Origin of the sequence: Pseudomonas sp. Root71 (assembly GCF_001429045.1) — a bacterium.
In the GTDB taxonomy this organism is placed as follows: domain Bacteria; phylum Pseudomonadota; class Gammaproteobacteria; order Pseudomonadales; family Pseudomonadaceae; genus Aquipseudomonas; species Aquipseudomonas monachiensis.
On record NZ_LMHY01000029.1, the window covers coordinates 100,131 to 118,193 of the forward strand.

An 18,063-nucleotide genomic window follows, 5' to 3' on the forward strand; every position below is an offset into this window, starting at 1 on the left:
GGTTTTTTGCTGCCTGGACTGACGTCTTCGCGAGCAAGCCCGCTCCCACAGGTTTTGAGTCGTACTCAAGCACTACGGCATGCATAAAACCCCTGTGGGAGCGGGCTTGCTCGCGAAGAACGATGACTCGGTGCCACTGAAGAACAGACAACCTCAGCTAGCCGAAAACCGGTCGCGACTGTTGGTCAGGTGCAGCCACATCGCCGCCCGCGCCGCGTCCGGGTCCTGGCGCTTGATGGCATTGAGAATCGCCTCGTGCTCGAGGTTGGCCAACTGGCCGAGCTTGCTCAAGTCCACCGCGCCACGCTCGGCGGCATTGACCCGGGTGCGCGGGATCATTGCACTGCCCAGATGCTGCATGATTTCAGTGAAGCAAACGTTGCCGGTGGCTTCGGCGATCAGCAGATGAAAACGCCGGTCCGCTTCGACACAGCTGTCGTTGTTGGCCAGCAGGCTTTGATAGTCGTCCAGCGCTTCACGCATCTGCGCCAGTTGCAGGTCGGTACGGCGCGTTGCCGCCAGCGCCGCCGCCTGTGTTTCCAGACCCATGCGCAACTCCAGAATGCTGCGCACCCCCAACGCGGTATCGACATTCAGCCGCAGCCCCTGCTCCGGCGCGCGCTCGATCACGAACGTGCCAATGCCGTGCCGGGTTTCCACCAGCCCCGAGGCCTGCAACTTCGAGATCGCCTCACGCACCACCGTGCGACTGACCCCGTGTTCCTGAACGATGGTGTTTTCCGACGGTAGCTTGTCGCCGGGCAACATCTGGCCGAGCAGGATGCGCTGGGTCAGTTTCTCCACCAGGTCATGGGCCAGGTTGTGGCTGCGCTTGCGAGCGGGTACTTCGAGGTCTTCTTGCATGGTGGTGTCCGGAAATCAGGGCTATCGAATCGTAGCACCGCGCCAGACGGGAATCCTGAAAAATCTCGACCATCTTGTATGACAACACTCAACAATTAGCCCATTTTGATTCGTTTCAAGGGCTATCCGCCACCACCAATAGAATAAAAAACCTCTGCTAAAGCGCCATTTCATTGAATAAACGTGGTTGCAAGATGAAAAAACCTAGTTGTATGATGTCTATCAACAACGCAGCACCCAGCTTCACCCCGCATAAAAATAACGAGTGGGAGAAAACGCAGTGAATACATCCATCCCCGGGATGCACGACGACGCCAATCCAGCGCTGAAGTCCGCCATCGCCAAAGTCAAACGTCACGTCTTGCCGCTGTTCGTCATCATGTTCATCGTCAATTACATTGATCGCGTGAACATCGGTTTCGTCCGCGCCCACATGGAACACGACCTGGGCATTGGCGCGGCCGCCTACGGCCTGGGTGCCGGTCTGTTCTTCATCGGTTATGCACTGTTCGAGGTGCCCTCCAACATCCTTCTGCAGAAAGTCGGCGCGCGTATCTGGCTGACCCGGATCATGCTGACCTGGGGCCTGGTCGCCGCGGGCATGGCGTTCATCCAGAACGAAACCCACTTCTACATTCTGCGCTTTCTGCTAGGCGTGGCCGAAGCCGGGTTCTTTCCCGGGGTGATCTACTACTTCACCCGCTGGTTGCCCGGCGTGGAGCGAGGCAAGGCGATTGCGATTTTCCTCAGTGGCTCGGCGATTGCTTCGCTGATCTCCGGCCCGCTGTCCGGGCTGCTCCTGCAAATCAGCGGCCTGGGCATGCACGGCTGGCAATGGATGTACTTCATCGAGGGCATGTTTTCGGTGGGGTTGTGCGTGTTCGTCTGGTTCTGGCTGGACTCCAGACCCCATGACGCCAAATGGCTGAGTCGCGAAGAGCAGGACGCGCTGGTCAAGGCCATCGACGATGAACAATTGGCCCGGGAAGCCGCCACGCCGATCAAGCCGTCGCTGGGCAAGTTGCTCAAGGATCGCCAGATCATCCTGTTCTGCCTGATCTACTTCTTTATCCAGCTGACCATCTACGCCGCGACCTTCTGGCTGCCGAGCATCATCAAGAAGATGGGCGACCTGAGCGATGTCCAAGTCGGGCTGTTCAACTCGATTCCGTGGTTGCTGTCGATTGTCGGCATGTACGCCTTCGCTTCGTTTTCGGCCAAATGGAAACACCAGCAAGCCTGGGTCGCCACCGCCCTGCTGATCGCCGCGGCCGGGATGTTCATGTCCACCACCGGCGGGCCGGTCTTCGCCTTCGTTGCGATCTGCTTTGCCGCACTGGGCTTCAAATCGGCCTCGTCGCTGTTCTGGCCGATTCCCCAAGCCTATCTGGATGCGCGCATTGCCGCTGGCGTCATCGCACTGATCAACTCGGTGGGCAACCTCGGCGGCTTCGTTGCGCCGACCACTTTCGGCCTGCTGGAAGAACGCACCGGCTCCATTCAGGGCGGGCTGTACGGCCTGGCCGCGACCTCGATCATCGCCGCCATCATCGTGTTTGCCGCCCGCAACAAACCCAAATCCGCGCCTGCCGTCGAATCGGCCAAAGCTGCGCCACGTCACGCCTGAAAGGATAAGAAAATGACTGCACAAGAAATCGCCAAGGCCCCGATCATCACCAGCATGCAGATTGTTCCGGTGGCCGGCCACGATGGCATGCTGCTCAACCTGAGCGGCGCCCACGGCCCGTTTTTCACTCGCAACATCGTGATCCTCAAGGACAACGCCGGCCATACCGGCGTCGGCGAAGTGCCGGGGGGCGAGCGCATCCGCCAGACCCTCGAAGACGCACGCAGCCTGGTAGTCGGCAGCCCAATCGGCACCTACCAGAAGATCCTCAATCAGGTTCGCCAGACCTTCGCCGACCGCGATGCCGGTGGTCGCGGCTTGCAGACCTTCGACCTGCGCATCACCATTCACGCCGTCACCGGCCTGGAAGCCGCATTGCTCGACTTGCTCGGCCAGCACCTGGACGTACCGGTGGCCGCCCTGCTCGGCGAAGGCCAGCAGCGTGATGAAGTGAAGATGCTCGGCTATCTGTTTTATGTCGGCGATCGCAACGAAACCGACCTCGCCTACCGCAGCGAACCGGACGCCGACAACGACTGGTTCCGCGTGCGGCACGAGAAAGCCATGACCGCCGACGCGGTGGTGCGCCTGGCTGAGGCGGCTCACGCCAAATATGGCTTCAAGGACTTCAAGCTCAAGGGCGGTGTGCTCAGCGGCGACGCCGAAATCGAAGCGGTCACGGCCCTCGCCGAGCGCTTCCCCGATGCGCGCATCACCCTCGACCCGAATGGCGCCTGGTCACTGAAAGAAGCCATCCGCCTGTGCCGCGATCAGCACCACGTGCTGGCCTATGCCGAAGACCCGTGCGGGGCGGAAAACGGCTACTCGGGACGCGAAGTCATGGCCGAGTTCCGCCGGGCCACGGGCCTGAAGACCGCGACCAACATGATCGCCACCGACTGGCGGGAGATGGGCCACGCGATCCAGTTGCAGTCGGTCGACATTCCCCTGGCCGACCCGCACTTCTGGACCATGCAGGGCTCGGTGCGCGTGGCGCAGATGTGCCACGAATGGGGCCTGACCTGGGGTTCGCACTCCAACAACCACTTCGACATTTCCCTGGCAATGTTCACCCATGTCGCGGCAGCCGCGCCGGGCGAGATCACCGCCATCGACACCCACTGGATCTGGCAGGACGGCCAACGCCTGACCAAGGCCCCGCTGCAAATCGTCGACGGCTGCGTGCAGGTGCCGCAGAAACCGGGGCTGGGGGTCGAACTGGACATGGATCAGGTCGCCAAGGCCCATGAACTGTACAAAGGCATGGGCCTGGGGGCCCGGGATGACAGCGTGGCGATGCAGTTTTTGATTCCCGGCTGGAAGTTCGATAACAAGCGTCCGTGCCTGGTGCGTTGAATCGGCAAGTGCGTTGAATCGAAGGTTGCGCGTGGCCGCCTGTTGGCGGCCAATTTTAAAAAGCGCTCGGAGCATGGCGCTTCACGCCCTAAAATGACGCGCAACTGAATCAACGACGGATGAAACCAACATGGACAGGCTGAAAAACATCGCCGCTTGCATGGCGATATTCGCCGCGGGCCAATGCGTTGCGCAGGATCAAATCGAGACAGTGGTGAACGCCGCTGTACAGCCGGTGATGCAAGCCGAGGGAATTCACGGCATGGCCGTGGCGATCACCGTCAACGGCCAGGCGCATTACTTCAACTATGGCGTCGCCTCGAAAGAAGCCGGCAACCCCGTCACCCAAGACACCCTCTTCGAAATCGGCTCCGTCAGCAAAACCTTCACCGCCACCCTCGCCGCCTACGCCCAGGCCACGGGCAAGCTGTCGCTGTCGGACAAGGCCAGCCAGGTCCTGCCAGCCTTGCGCGGCAGTGCGTTCGACCAGATCAGCGTGCTGCAACTGGGCACCTACAGCGCTGGCGGCCTGCCGCTGCAATTCCCCGCTGAATATGATTCGGCCGACAAAATGCTCAGCTACTACAAGCAATGGAAACCGCTCTACGTTCCCGGCAGCCACCGACTGTATTCGAACCCCAGCCTCGGCCTGTTCGGCTACCTCGCCGCGCAAAGCATGGGCCAACCGTTTGATGACCTGATGGAGAAAACCCTGCTGCCAAAACTCGGCCTCAAGCACACCTATGTGCACGTGCCGCAGGCTCAGATGGCGCTGTACGCCCAGGGCTACAACAAGGACGGCCAACCGGTACGGGTTACTCCGGGGGCGCTGGATTCCGAGGCGTACGGGGTGAAAACCAGTGCCGCTGACTTGCTGGCCTACGTCGGCGCGAACATGAAGCCGACGTCTCTGGAAAAACCATTGCAGCAAGCCATCGCCTTGACCCATAGCGGTTACTACACCGTTGGCGGTATGACCCAGGGCCTCGGTTGGGAGATGTATCGCTACCCGATCACACTGGATCGCCTGCTGGACGGCAACTCTACGCCAATGGCCATGCAGGCCCATGAAGTGCAGTGGCTGAACCCGCCACAAGCACAGCCGCAGGACGCGCTGATCAACAAGACAGGCTCAACCGGTGGTTTTGGGGCTTACGTGGCGTACGTGCCATCGAAGGACATTGGCATTGTGATGCTGGCCAACAAGAATTATCCCAATGCAGAACGGGTCAGGATTGCTCATCAGATTCTGAGCGCCCTTACCCGGTAAGACCGCCCCGCCTTGCATACCCACATAAACCAAGTAGGATTCGCGCCTCTTTTTTGCGTCACCTGGCCACGCATCAGGTCTGCCGAATCCTTTGGGGGGGTGGCGGGACTATGCTGAAACAGGACATGAGGATTGATCCATGAAGGTGCTGTTGGTCGATGACCACGCTGTCGTGCGCATGGCGATCGGAATAATTCTGGCCCGTGAAGGCCATGTCATCGTCGGCGAGTGCGACAACGGTGTGGACGCGTTGAGCAAGGCCTTCGAGCTCAAACCCGATGCAATAGTGCTCGACCTGGATATCCCGCAACTCGATGGCATGGCGGTGATCGATCGCCTGCGCATCGGCGGCAGTCCGGCTCATGTCCTGGTTCACACGGGGCTGAAAAGCCAGTCGTACGCCGCGCAATGCATGCGGGCCGGTGCAGCAGGCTTTCTGTCGAAGGCCGATGACCCGGTGGAGATCGTGACGGCACTCAAGGCGCTAGCCAATGGCAAATCCTGGTTCCCGGTCGGTACGCTCAAGTCGGTGCGCCACAGCGATTTCGCCCGCAACGATGTGCAACTGCTCAGCGGCATTACCCGGCGCGAACTCAAGGTGTTGCACGGCCTGGCCCAAGGCCTGAGCAACAAGCAGATCGCCGACGATATGTTGTTGAGCAACAAGACAATCAGTACCTACAAGACCCGCCTGATGCAAAAGTTGAATGCCAGTAATTTGCTTGAGTTGATCGAGTTCGCCAAACGCAACGACCTGGCCTGACCCATGAATCGACTGGTCCTGCGGCTGTCGGGAGTGCTCGGTCTGATACTGGTGGCCCTGAACGCCTGCGCCGATCCCCTGACGCTGCTCAGCCGTGCGCCCACGAGCGACATGAGCCTGTCGCTCAACACGGCGCAGCGTCAGTGGCTGGAGCAGAAGGACGTCTTGCGCGCCGGCGTTTATCTGCCGGACCGTCCGCCACTGGACATCACTGCCAACCAAAAGGACTACGAAGGTCTTTCAGCCGACTACCTCGACTGGCTGGCGCGAGCCTTGGGCGTACGTGTACGCGTCGAACGCTATGCCAGTCAGGCCGATGCGTTGAGTGCTTTGCAACGGGGCGAAATCGACCTGGTGCCGCGGATCAATCACCTGGAAACGCAGTACAGCGACCTGCGCCTGAGCGCACCCTATGCCTACGACCAGGCCGTGCTGGTCAGCCGTTTCGGCACGCACTGGATGAACAATGAACTGCCGCCGGGAACCACGGTGCTGTTCGATCCGGACTGGATCCAGCAGGATCGGGTAATCTCGCTGTTTCCCGACCACCCGGTGCAAACCGTCGATTCGACCCAGCACGGCCTCGGCATGGTGGCCTATGGCGAAGGCATGGTGCTGCTCACCGACGCGATTTCCGCACAGTACCTGCTCGAACGCAGTTACCAGCAGAGCCTGAAACAGACTGTCCAGCGCGATTCCGAAGGCCTGGGCTTCAGTTTTGCCATGCAGCGCCAGAACACCCGGCTACTGACCCTGCTCAACAGCGCGCTGGCAACCCTGTCGCCCCAGGAACGCGTGGTCATTGCCCGCCACTGGGGCATTGGCGCCAACCCGGGGCTCGGCTACAAGCGCTTGCAGTTGACCGCCACCGAGCAGCAATGGATCAAGGACCATCCGCAGATCGAAGTGCTGGCCAACGACCTGTATTCGCCCTTCAGCCTGTTTGATTCCCACGATCAGATGCGCGGCATGGCGGCGGATCTGCTGGAGATGATCAACAATCGTACCGGCCTGGTGTTCCGCCCGCGCAAGATTTCTTCGGTGCAAGCCATGATCCGCCGCACCGAACGCGACCCGCCCGCTCTGATTGCGGCACTGACCTACAGTGACCGGCGCGAGGAACGGCTGGCGTTCTCCCGGCCCTATATGATCAACCCGTTCGTGCTGGTCACCCGGGTGCAGCCTGAACATGAGGGCCTGGTCCGACTCAAGGGGCAGTCCGTGGCGATCATCAAGGATTCCGCGGCGGCCAACTGGCTGGAGCGCGAATGGCCCGACATCAAGGTGGTCGAAGTCGATACACCGATCGAGACTTACGAATTACTCGCCGAAGGTCAGGTCGATGGCGTGATTCAGCCACAACTGGGCGCCGGCTACCTGATCGACCGGTTCTTCCGTGGCCAGTTGCAGATCGATTCGGTGCTCGGCGCGCAACCGGCGCTGATCGCCTTTGCCAGCGGCAAACAGAACGCCGAACTGGTATCGATCCTCGACAAGGCGTTGCTCGACATCTCGCCCGATGAATTGAGTGGCCTGGCGAGCCGCTGGCAGAACCCGCAGCAAAGCCACGGAGGCTGGAGCGCCTACAAGAACTGGTTCTTTCGGGCAGTACTGGGGATGGTGCTGGTGCTGTTGGTGGTGCTTGCCTGGAACTTCGGACTTCGCCGGCAAATCGCCGAACGCCTCAAGGCGCAAAAAGCCTTGAACGACCAACTGGAATTCATGAAGGTACTGGTGGACGGCACACCGCACCCGATCTATGTCCGCGACCGCAGAGGCCTGCTGCTGACCTGCAATCGTGCCTACGTGCAAACGATGCAGGTCGAGTTGGATCAGGTGCTGAACAAAGGCTTGATCGAAGCCGATATCCTGCCCCTCGACGACGCCCACAATTACAAGCGGATTCACCGTACGACCCTTGAGAGCGGGGAGCCGTCCTTCGACAACTTCACCATGACAGTCAAGGGCCAGAAGTGCCACGTCTACCACTGGGCACTGCCGTACCGCGATTCCAATGGCACCATGACCGGCGTCATTGGCGGCTGGATCGACCTGACCGAGCAACACCACCTGCAACACGCGCTGATCCAGGCCAGGAAACAGGCCGAATCGGCCAATCGCGGCAAAAGCCATTTCCTGGCGGTCATGAGCCACGAGATTCGCACGCCCATGAGTGCACTGGTGAGCGTGCTTGAATTGCTGCGCGAAAATCAGCCCGAACAGAATGCCGATGCAGGACTGATCGACATCGCGCAGAAATCCGCCAACGGCATGATGGAGTTGATTGGCGAGATTCTCGACCTGTCGAAAATCGAGTCGGGGCAGTTTGAGTTGCGCAGCACCAGCAGCTACCCGCAACGCCTGGCGCGCACGGTGTTGCAGAGTTTCGCCAGCCTCGCCCAACAGAAAAACCTCGCACTGGAGTTTGTCAGTCATGGCCCGGACCTCACGGTGCAACTTGACGCGCTGCGCTTTCGGCAAATCCTGTCCAACCTGGTGAGCAATGCCATCAAATTCACAACACAGGGTACGGTGACCGTCGAGCTGAGTCTGAGCAGCGATACGCCGTTCGCCCACCTGCAACTGGTGGTGCGAGACACCGGTATCGGCATGGACGAACAGCAACGCCAGCGCCTGTTCCAACCCTACACCCAGTTCGCCGACCAGGACTGCGAATTGCAGACCGGTACCGGTCTGGGCCTGGCCATCTGTCAACAACTGACCCAACTGATGGGTGGCCGCCTGGACTGCACCAGCACCCCGGGCCAGGGCTCGTGCTTTACGCTGACGCTGCAGGTGACACCCGTCAGCGAAGGCGACGCACCCTCGCCCATCGATACCGCGCCATTACCACCGCTACCGCCGCTCTACGTGCTGATTGTCGAGGATCACGAGTTCAATCGCGTGGTATTGCAACGCCAGCTCGAATCCCTGGGGCTGCGTGTCACCTGCGCCGAAAACGGCCTGGAAGGCTTCAATCTCTGGCGCCAGGACAGGTTCGATTACCTGATCACCGACTGCAGCATGCCGCTGCTCAACGGCGACAAGATGACCCGCCAGTTGCGCGCCATCGAAGTGGCCGAAGGTCGCACGCCGACCCATGTGGTGGGGCTGACCGCCAATGCCCAGCCAGAGGAAATCCAGCGTTGCCTCGAAGCCGGGATGAACGCTTGCCTGTTCAAGCCGCTCACGCGTAGCGCGCTGGAACGTTACCTGCACGAGTCCGAACGGACGCGCCAGGCCAGCGAGCCGTGCTTCGACCTGTCCAGGGTCACCGACATTACCGCTGGCGATGCGCTGATGAGCCGCCAGTTGTTGACGACCGTGCTGCGTACCAACCAGGAAGATTTCGACGCCATGCAGGAACTGTTTCGCGCGGGCGACTTCCGGGCCATGGGCCGGCGTTGCCACAAAATCCTTGGCAGCGCGCGGATCATCCATGCAACGCCGTTGATCAGGGCCTGCGAACAGCTGGAGTCAGGTTGTGAGGCAACGACCACCCAACAGGAAGTGCATCGTTTGTTCGAGGCCTTTGCTCGCCAGATGAAGCGTCTGCAGACGCACACTCAGTGCGTCATCGACAGCGATAGCGTGTAGGACATCAATCATCCGGCATTTCAGGCGGTTTGGCGGGCTTGGCCGGCTTGCTGGTTTTTCCGGGCTTGGCGCCTTTGGCCGCCGGCTCGGCTTCAGTGACGGGAGCCGCCACGGTCGCTGTAAACTCTTTCTCGGCCGCCGGCAACTGATCGACAGCGCTGAAAATCTCGTCCAGCTTGAAGGCGTCCGATTGCTCAAGTTTCTTTTCGCCGTCCTTGCCGACCAGAATCACCTTGGTCTTGGCGCCGGCACCCAGTTTGAGCGAGCGGATCAGCGCCGCCGTGTCCTGTGGCCCCAGGTCCTTGCCGTCGCGCTGGCCCATCAGGTTGAGTACGGTGTAGAGCACCATGTTGCGGTCGGTGAAACCCTTGCGGTTGGCCGGCTCATCCAGGGACTTCTTCAGGCTGGTCCAGGCCGGATCAACGGTGCTTGGAGCGATGACAATCAGTGGTCGGGCCCTGCCCTTGTCCATGTCCAGCGGTGAGTCGCCATCGGCGGCGAACGAGGTGCCAGCAATCGCCAGCAAGGTAGCCAGGGTCAGTGACCTGATGAGCATGCGCATCTCCTTTTGATATCCACGCTCTAATGATTGCGCATCGCGGCGATCGTTCCGGGTGACGTACCGCAATATTTTTCGCCTTGCCCCAAGCTTAGGTCAGGGCGGTCATTGCGCAACAGGCTGGGCTAATCTGAAGACTCATGACAACCCGCCGATCCGTGGTGGGCCGAGCCTGGCGAGCGCCAGGCAGGCCAATGATCAGGCGGGAGGACGGCGGGTGTGCCTGGGAGCTGAACATCAACCTGCCGAATACCGCCAACATCCAGGTAGGAGCTGCCGCAGGCTGCGATCTTTTGATCTTGATCTGACATTTCTGCACACACCGCATGATCCGCAACAAGATCGCAGCCTGCGGCAGCTCCTACAGGATCCGGTTCATCCCGCCAAACGGGTAACCGATCCAGAGCTCCCACAGGGCATTGCGGGCAGGAGTTAAAACGCCAGTTTGTAGCCGATCAACAACAGCATGGTCGCCAGGCAAGGGCGCAGCAGTTCGTCGGAGATGCGCCCGGTCAGGTGGCTGCCCAGGTAAATCCCCGGCAACGAGCCCACCAGCAAGTAACCCAGGACGTGCCAATCCATGTTGCCCATGCTGGCATGGCCAAGGCCCGCGACCAGGGTCAGCGGCACCGCGTGGGCAATTTCAGTCCCCACCAGACGGCGGGTCGGCAGCATCGGATAGAGAATGAACAGTGCCACGGTGCCCAGTGCGCCGGCGCCGATGGACGTCAGCGCGACCATCGTGCCAAGGACGAGTCCGGTGATGACGGTCATCACGTTCAAGCGCAGTCCGCTGGGGTTGTAGTTGCCGCCCGCACGTTTGTGGGCGAAGTCGAGCAGGCGCTTCTTGAACAGGATCGCCAGTGCCGTGGCAAACAACACAAAACCGAGGGCCTGCTTGATGATCGCGTTCATCGCCTCGGGGGCGCTGTGCAGGGTGCTGAGGAACCACAGCGTCAACGCCACCGCGGGCACGCTGCCCAAGGTCAGCCAGCCGGTAATCGCCCAGTCGATGTTGTTGTTCTTGCGGTGAACCAGTACACCGCTGGATTTGGTGATGGCGGCGTACAGCAGATCGGTACCGACCGCCGTCGCCGGGTTGATGCCGAACCAAAGCAGGATCGGGGTCATGAGCGACCCGCCACCTACGCCAGTCATGCCGACGATGAAGCCGACAACCAGCCCGGCAACGACCAACCCGATGTTCACTAAATCCATGAATACTTCCACAAAGATCGCAGGGGAAATCTGGCCCGCAGCATAGCGATATTTCTTATAACCAGTTATATCGATACGATCTATCTTTATACCATGAACTCAATTCCCACAAGGAATATGTGTCGTGCTCACTGCACCGGCAGGAAATTCAGGAACAGCAGGCTCTGCGCATAGTTCAGGCCGATGCGCCGGTAGCGTTCGTCGAGCATCTGGGTCAGCAGGTCCAGCCGGGCGACGATTTTGCCGAACTCCACGGCAAAGCTCAGGTTGCTGCCCTCCTCCGAGATTTCGTTGGAGAACAGCAAGGGCTGGCCTTCTTTGTTCTGTCGCTGACTGAGGATCCAGGTGGCGATCTCGATGTTGCGCGCGGCATTGCTGACGAATACCGGGTTGATCGTATCGGTCATGTAGAACTCGAGGCGATTGCCATGGGCGGTCACCAGCATGCTGCCGATGGCATAGATGAACGCCCCGACCCGGTCACCGAGAAACTCCGGACTCATGGCAAAACGCAGGGCCGCGAGGTCCTTTTTGCCGCCCAGGGTCGGTAGTGGTTGCTGCAGTTCGATGGCCATGCGCACTTGCTTGCCGGCGGTGCGGGCATCGAGGAAACCGGATTTTTTCAGTTCATCGGGGTTACGCAGGTAAAGCTTGCTCATCAGCAGGTAAAGGCTGTCGAGGTTGTCGCGCATGGTCAGGGTGGCCATGCGATCGACGCTGGTCTGCAGGAACTCCTGGGGTTTGCCTTCGCGCATCTGGTCAATGATGTCGCCGCCCTGTTGCTGGCTGCAACCGGTGACGAAGGACATCGACAAACCTGCCAGGAGCAGGCAATGACGGCGGATTTTAGTAGTGATTGCGGGTGAAACTCGAGCCATGGGTTCTTGGACTTGGGCATGGGCCGGCGGTGGGGATCGCCGCGGGCTGCCATGGATAGAGCCGGACATTTCGAAAAAGTGCAGTATCGGGTGGCACCAATCGATCACTGGCAGGGGAATGTTCAAAGAAAAAACGGATCAGAAAATCATCAGGTCGGTGCACACGCCGTGTAGGAGCTGCCGCAGGCTGCGATCTTTCGATCTTGAACAATCAAAGTCAAAAGATCGCAGCCTGCGGCAGCTCCTACACTATTCACCGAGTACACACAGGAGGTTTGCATGCGCACGCTTGAACTGGCAGGCACCAGGGTCCCGGTCATCGGCCAGGGGACCTGGCAGATGGGAGAAGACCGTTCACGGCACACGGAGGAAGTCGCGGCACTGCGCCTGGGCATCGAACTGGGCATGACCTTGATCGACACTGCGGAAATGTACGCCGAAGGCGGCGCCGAGAAAGTGGTCCGCGATGCCATCGCCGGCCAGCGCGACAGCGTCTTTCTGGTCAGCAAGGTGTACCCGCACAACGCCAGTCGCCAGGGCATTCCCCAGGCTTGCGAGCGCAGCCTGCGCAGGCTAGGCACCGAGTACATCGATCTGTATCTGCTGCATTGGCGCGGCCAGTATCCCCTGGAAGAAACCGTCGACGCCTTCGAGCGCCTGCGCGAAGCCGGCAAAATCGGCCGTTGGGGCGTGTCCAACTTCGACCTCGACGACCTCCTGGAACTGGACGCCCCGTCTTGTGCCACCAATCAGGTGCTCTACAACCTGGAACAACGGGGCATAGAATTTGATTTACTGCCATGGGGCCAGCAACGGCGGTTGCCGGTCATGGCTTACTGCCCGATTGGCCAGGGCGGTAAAATGCTCTTCGACGCCACGCTCAAGCAGGTGGCCGCACGGCACAGCGCCACAACGGCACAGGTGGCGCTGGCCTGGATACTGCGTCAGGAAGGCGTGATCGCCATCCCCAAGGCGGTCCGACCCGAACATGTACGCCTCAACGCCCAAGCCGCCACGTTACAGCTTGAGCCCGGGGACCTGGAGGCGCTGGACCAAGCGTTTCACGCGCCACAACGCAAACAGCGGCTGGCCATGGTCTGAACCACCGCAGTCAGAGAGCTTCGCCATGAGAAGCACCGACCACCTGGACCCGTTCGATCTGCAACGCTTTCTCCAGGCTCAGGACCCGGTATTCGACCGGGTTCAAAACGAGCTGAACAACGGACACAAGCGCAGTCACTGGATGTGGTTCATTTTTCCCCAGTTTGCCGGGCTCGGCGGCAGCGAGATGTCGCGCCGCTTTGCCATCCGCTCGCGGGAGGAAGCCTTGGCCTACCTTGAGCACCCGTTGCTGGGCGCCCGGCTACGCACCTGCACCCAGGAAGTACTGAACATCCGGGAACGCTCGGTAGCGGGGATTTTCGGTCATCCCGACGACCTGAAGTTTCATTCCTCGATGACCCTGTTCGCCCAGGTCGCCGACGCCGATAGCCTTTTCCAGCAGGCCTTGAACCAGTACTTCCATGGCATCCTGGATGACTGGACCCTGTCGCTGATGGACTCAAAACAGGCCCAGTTGCCCACCAATCAGGGTTGAGAAGTCGTCGTCGACAAACGGCAGTATCGCGTCCGCCACCGGTTGCAGCTGCCGGGTGATGTAGTGGTCGTAATCAATGGGCGCGCTGCGCACTTCCAGCGGTTCAGGACCGGCGACGGTGATCACGTAGCTGATCCAGCCACCGTTCTGGTACTGGCGCGGGCGCCCCTGCCGGTCGTTGTACTCGTCGGCCAGGCGCGCCGCGCGCACATGAGGCGGTACGTTGCGCTGATAGTCATCGAGGGTACGGCGCAGGCGTTTGCGGTAGATCAGCCGGTCATCGAATTCACCGGCCAGGGTCTTGCGCACGTAGTCACGCACATAATCCTGGTAGGGCTTGCGCAGGAAAATCCGCGAATACAGCTCCTGCTGGAATTGCCGGGCCAGCAGCGACCAGTCGGTGCGCACGGTTTCCAGGCCTTTGTAGACCATTTCGTCGCTGCCGTCGTCACGGGTGACCAGCCCGGCGTAGCGCTTCTTGCTGCCTTCTTCGGCGCCGCGAATGGTCGGCATCAAAAAGCGCTTGTAGTGGGTTTCGTACTGCAATTCCAGAACGCTTTGCAGGCCGTACTCCTGCTGCACGTGCTCGCGCCACCACTGATTGACGTGCGCCACCAGCGCGTGGCCGATCTGCGCCGCTTCCTGCTGGCCATGGGCGCGACGTAGCCAGACGAAGGTCGAGTCGGTGTCGCCGTAAATCACCGCATGCCCCTGGGCTTCGATCAACTGGCGGGTGCGCAGCATGATTTCGTGCCCGCGCAAGGTGATGGACGACGCCAGGCGCGTGTCGAAGAAGCGACAACCGCTGGAGCCGAGTACGCCGTAGAAGGCGTTCATGATGATTTTCAGCGCCTGGGACAGCGGCGCGTTGTGTTCGCGCTTGGCGGTTTCCCGGCCTTCGGCCACCCGGGCGACGATGGATGGCAGGCAATGTCGGGTGCGGGAAAAGCGCGCACCACGAAAACCCGGCACCGACTCGCTGTCGTCCGGGTGCTTGAGCCCTTCAATCAGCCCCACGGGATCAATCAGGAAGGTGCGGATGATCGACGGATAAAGGCTTTTGTAGTCGAGCACCAGCACCGATTCGTACAGCCCCGGCTGCGAATCCATGACAAAACCGCCGGGGCTGGCTTGCGGTGGCTTGCCACCGAGGTTCGGCGCCACGAAACCCTGACGGTGCATCAGCGGCATGTACAGGTGCGTGAACGCCGCCACCGAACCGCCCATGCGATCGGCCGGTAAACCAGTGACGCTGGCCCGCTCCAGCAGGAAGGTGAGCAACTCGGTCCTGGCGAAAATCCGTGTGACCAGTTCGCAGTCCTTGAGGTTGTATGTGGCCAGCGCCGGTTTGTCCTCGGCGAACATGCGATTGATTTCGTCCATGCGCTGGTACGGGTTGTCGATGGACTTGCCTTCGCCGAGCAAGGTTTGCGCGACGTTTTCCAGGCTGAACGAGGGAAAACTCCAGGTCGCCGAACGCAGGGCCTCGATACCGTCGATGATCAAGCGGCCAGCGGCTGAAGCGAAGTAATGGTTTCCGCTGCCGTGTTCACGCCACTGCATTTCCTCGCCGCCACGCCCCAGCTTCAACGGCACCGCCAGGCGCCGGGCGTGTTCGTGGAGCACCCGCAAGTCGAACTGCACGACGTTCCAGCCGATGATCGCGTCGGGGTCGAACCGGGCAAACCAGTCGTTGAGTTTTTTCAGCAGCAGGGTTCGCGAATCGCAGTATTCGAGCTGGAAATCCACCTGGCTGGCATCGCCATTGGGCGGACCGAGCATGTACACCTGACGCTCGCCGCAGCCTTCCAGGGCGATGGAATACAACTCGCCCTGGGCGGTGGTCTCGATGTCCAGGGACACCAGTTTGAGGTTCGGCCGGTAATCGGGATCGGCTTTCATCTGCGCATCGAGCAGCAGGCCCTCGGCATTCGCCGTGCCACTGAAACGCACCGGCGCGGTAATGAAGCGTTCCATCATGTAGCGTTCCGGCGGGCGCACATCGGCTTCGAACACCTCGACCCCAGCCCGGCGCAGCGCGGTTTCCAGGCGCATCAACTGGCCGTGTTGCTGGCAATAGAGACCGAGGACCGGGCGATGTTCGAAATCCTGCAGGGCCAGGGGCCTGAGCTCGACGTTCTTCTCGTCATGCAAAATGCGTTCGGCGGGCTCGCGCTGCGCAGCGGGGATGAACGCCACCGACGGTTGATGAGGCAGGCGGATACGCCGGGGACCGCTGTCGGTCGCCAGCCAGAATTCGACTTCCGTACCGGCAGGGGTGTCGCGCCAATGCCGGGTCAGGACGAAGCCCTGCTGTAGATCCACCACTGCAAACCTCGAAACTGATTCAGAGGGTGATTCTACCCGTCATCCGTCGCGATAGCGCGTTTGCCGCCGGTCTACCAGGCAGACACCGACCCTGTGGGAGCGGGCTTGCTCGCGAAGGGGCCATAACATTCAACATCTTTGTTGGCTGACAGTCCGCTTCGCGAGCAAGCCCGCTCCCACAGGTAAGGTGCTGGCCCGAAATGTGAGGTTTGCCAAAGAAAATCCGGCAAATGACGTTTTTTGCGTGTTATCTGCCGCATTCGCCCTTGCCCTGAACGCTCGCGTCTACGATTCTTCAAGAACAACGACAACACCCGAGTAACCACCATGAAAACCGTCGCCCAGCTGCTCAAGCTCAAAGATCAGAAGAATCAGGAAGTCCACCAGATCAAACCCGACCACATGGTGCTCGAAGCGCTAATGAAGATGGCCGAGAAAAACGTCGGCGCCTTGCTGGTGGTAGAGAATGAAGAAGTGCTGGGCATCATCAGCGAACGGGACTATGCGCGCAAACTGGTGCTGCACGGCCGCTCTTCGGTGGGCACGCCGGTGCGCGACATCATGGTGTCTCCGGTGATTACCGTTGACACCCACCAAACCGTGGAGACCTGCCTGGGCATCATGTCCGATAAGCGCCTGCGTCACTTGCCGGTGGTCGAAGGTGGCAAATTGATCGGCCTGCTGTCGATCGGTGACCTGGTCAAGGAAGCGATCGCCGAACAGGCTGAACTGATCAAGCAGCTGGAACAGTACATTCGCGGGGAATAGTCGACACGCCGAGGATCCCTTGTGGGAGCAGGCATGCTCCCACATTGGGTTTTGGGAGTTCAGGCCGGCCAATGCCGGGCGAACACCGGTGCCAGTGCCGGGTGGCGGTCGATTCGTTCCAGCCAGGCGAAAAACCCCGGCCGGGCGTTGCGCAAATGCTCACGACTGCCCGCCCACCGTGAGATCACCGCCGCCAGCACATCCAGGGCTCCTGGCTTCTCGCTGCCCAGGTACAACTCGCCCGAGAACTGATCGGCAAACACCTCCCAACTCCAGTGCAGGCGCCGGCGGGCGCCCTCCATGAGGTTCTGCCTGGACAACTCATCCGCCTCGGCCAGCCAGCGCTCGGGGTAATCAATGATGCCGATGGCCGCATAACAATTGCTGACGATGTACGCCATGCCGCGAATGGCCTGGCCTCGCTCGGCTGGATCCTGCGGTAACAACCCCGATGCGGGAAAGGTCAGCCCGAGGTGGATCAGGATCGCCGCGCTCTCGGTCAGGACAGCGCCATCGGGCAACTGCAAGGTTGGAATCTGTTTGAGCGGGTTGAGCTTCTGCAGCGCCTGGGCCGCCTCCGCGGACGACTCGACATCGATGAAGCGATAAGGAACATCGCAGAGTTCAAGTGCAGCCTCGATGGCCGCTGCGCCAGAGTTCTGATGGCCGTAGAGCTGGTACATACACGTCTCCTTGCATACCGTGACCTCTGCCGGGCCACATCGACCGTCGCGGCAGAGGAACGCGCCAGCTAACCAGTGTAGAAGCCACCACCCACCACACAGCGATCATCCGACGATCGCACCATCACGCTCACCAGGGGTGTGCCGCAAGTCCTATCATTGCCGTCGATGTTCACCATCACTTCAATGAAGTTCTCTTAAAAAATCCCCGGCGTAACATCTGCTCCATACCAACCCATAAGCACCCCGGAGCACACCATCATGAAACGCCAGACCCTCCTCAGCATCGCTTTCTCGGTTTTCGCAAAAGCCGTGTGGCCGAGGGTGGTTCCGATCGCCTGATCGAGAATCGCGTGGCTGAAGGTGGTTCGGATCGCCTGCTGGAAAACCGCGTCGCTGAAGGTGGTTCGGACAAGCTCCTGCAAAACCGCGTCGCCGAAGGTGGTTCGGACCGCCTGATCGAAAGCCGCGCTGTCTGAATGCAGTGCCTGAACGCAGGACTCAATGAAAACCCGGCCTCATCCGCCGGGTTTTTTATTCTCTTTGATACGGCGC

General features: G+C 60.6%; 15 protein-coding genes. 9 read left to right on the forward strand and 6 right to left on the reverse strand.

Annotated features, from left to right (window positions below):
• Positions 1-153: 153 nt before the first annotated feature.
• Positions 154-864, reverse strand: coding sequence for a FadR/GntR family transcriptional regulator (locus ASD95_RS24460; protein WP_056722458.1), 711 nt, complete (start codon positions 862-864; stop codon positions 154-156).
• Positions 865-1,144: 280 nt separating this feature from the next.
• Between ASD95_RS24460 and ASD95_RS24465 the strand changes: the two genes are divergently transcribed.
• The 5 genes from ASD95_RS24465 to ASD95_RS24485 all read left to right on the forward strand — a co-directional run bounded on the left by ASD95_RS24465 (position 1,145) and on the right by ASD95_RS24485 (position 9,477).
• Positions 1,145-2,491: an MFS transporter gene (locus ASD95_RS24465; protein ID WP_056722461.1), complete on the forward strand. Its 1,347-nt coding sequence runs from the start codon at positions 1,145-1,147 to the stop codon at positions 2,489-2,491.
• A 12-nt stretch (positions 2,492-2,503) separates the two neighbouring features.
• The gene (gene gudD / locus ASD95_RS24470; protein WP_056722463.1) at positions 2,504-3,847 is read left to right on the forward strand and encodes a glucarate dehydratase; all 1,344 of its coding nucleotides are present in this window, start codon (positions 2,504-2,506) and stop codon (positions 3,845-3,847) included.
• Between the two features lie 160 nt (positions 3,848-4,007).
• Positions 4,008-5,117, forward strand: coding sequence for a class C beta-lactamase (gene ampC, locus ASD95_RS24475; protein WP_442965734.1), 1,110 nt, complete (start codon positions 4,008-4,010; stop codon positions 5,115-5,117).
• Positions 5,118-5,256: 139 nt separating this feature from the next.
• Positions 5,257-5,880 carry a response regulator transcription factor gene (locus tag ASD95_RS24480; RefSeq protein WP_056722467.1) on the forward strand — a complete coding sequence of 208 codons (624 nt, stop codon included), beginning with the start codon at positions 5,257-5,259 and terminating at the stop codon, positions 5,878-5,880.
• A gap of 3 nt (positions 5,881-5,883) precedes the next feature.
• On the forward strand, positions 5,884-9,477 hold the full coding sequence (locus ASD95_RS24485) for an ATP-binding protein (RefSeq protein WP_156385720.1): 3,594 nt from the start codon (positions 5,884-5,886) through the stop codon (positions 9,475-9,477).
• Positions 9,478-9,481: 4 nt separating this feature from the next.
• On the opposite strand, the gene ASD95_RS24490 is transcribed toward ASD95_RS24485, so the two are convergent.
• From ASD95_RS24490 to ASD95_RS24500, 3 genes are all read right to left on the reverse strand, one after another.
• A complete protein-coding gene (locus tag ASD95_RS24490; RefSeq protein WP_056722469.1) occupies positions 9,482-10,033 on the reverse strand; it encodes a DUF4174 domain-containing protein in 552 nt (183 codons plus the stop codon).
• A gap of 435 nt (positions 10,034-10,468) precedes the next feature.
• Positions 10,469-11,254: a sulfite exporter TauE/SafE family protein gene (locus tag ASD95_RS24495; RefSeq protein ID WP_056722471.1), complete on the reverse strand. Its 786-nt coding sequence runs from the start codon at positions 11,252-11,254 to the stop codon at positions 10,469-10,471.
• A gap of 128 nt (positions 11,255-11,382) precedes the next feature.
• Positions 11,383-12,132, reverse strand: a complete 750-nt coding sequence (locus ASD95_RS24500) for a hypothetical protein (RefSeq protein ID WP_056722473.1) — start codon at positions 12,130-12,132, stop codon at positions 11,383-11,385.
• 279 nt (positions 12,133-12,411) lie between these two features.
• Between ASD95_RS24500 and ASD95_RS24505 the strand changes: the two genes are divergently transcribed.
• Positions 12,412-13,233 carry an aldo/keto reductase gene (locus ASD95_RS24505; protein ID WP_056722475.1) on the forward strand — a complete coding sequence of 274 codons (822 nt, stop codon included), beginning with the start codon at positions 12,412-12,414 and terminating at the stop codon, positions 13,231-13,233.
• A gap of 25 nt (positions 13,234-13,258) precedes the next feature.
• Entirely contained in the window at positions 13,259-13,729 is a 471-nt protein-coding gene (locus ASD95_RS24510) for a DUF1810 domain-containing protein (RefSeq protein ID WP_056722477.1), read from the forward strand.
• Here ASD95_RS24510 and ASD95_RS24515 read toward each other — a convergent pair.
• A complete protein-coding gene (locus ASD95_RS24515) occupies positions 13,694-16,054 on the reverse strand; it encodes a DNA polymerase II (protein WP_162252409.1) in 2,361 nt (786 codons plus the stop codon). The two genes, ASD95_RS24510 and ASD95_RS24515, sit on opposite strands and share 36 nt — an antisense overlap.
• A gap of 330 nt (positions 16,055-16,384) precedes the next feature.
• Here ASD95_RS24515 and ASD95_RS24520 point away from each other — a divergent pair, with 330 nt between their 5' ends.
• The gene (locus ASD95_RS24520) at positions 16,385-16,825 is read left to right on the forward strand and encodes a CBS domain-containing protein (RefSeq protein ID WP_056722481.1); all 441 of its coding nucleotides are present in this window, start codon (positions 16,385-16,387) and stop codon (positions 16,823-16,825) included.
• Between the two features lie 59 nt (positions 16,826-16,884).
• On the opposite strand, the gene ASD95_RS24525 is transcribed toward ASD95_RS24520, so the two are convergent.
• On the reverse strand, positions 16,885-17,508 hold the full coding sequence (locus tag ASD95_RS24525; protein WP_056722483.1) for a glutathione S-transferase family protein: 624 nt from the start codon (positions 17,506-17,508) through the stop codon (positions 16,885-16,887).
• 314 nt (positions 17,509-17,822) lie between these two features.
• Between ASD95_RS24525 and ASD95_RS24530 the strand changes: the two genes are divergently transcribed.
• Entirely contained in the window at positions 17,823-17,987 is a 165-nt protein-coding gene (locus ASD95_RS24530; RefSeq protein ID WP_442965838.1) for a hypothetical protein, read from the forward strand.
• The last annotated feature ends 76 nt before the right edge of the window (positions 17,988-18,063 follow it).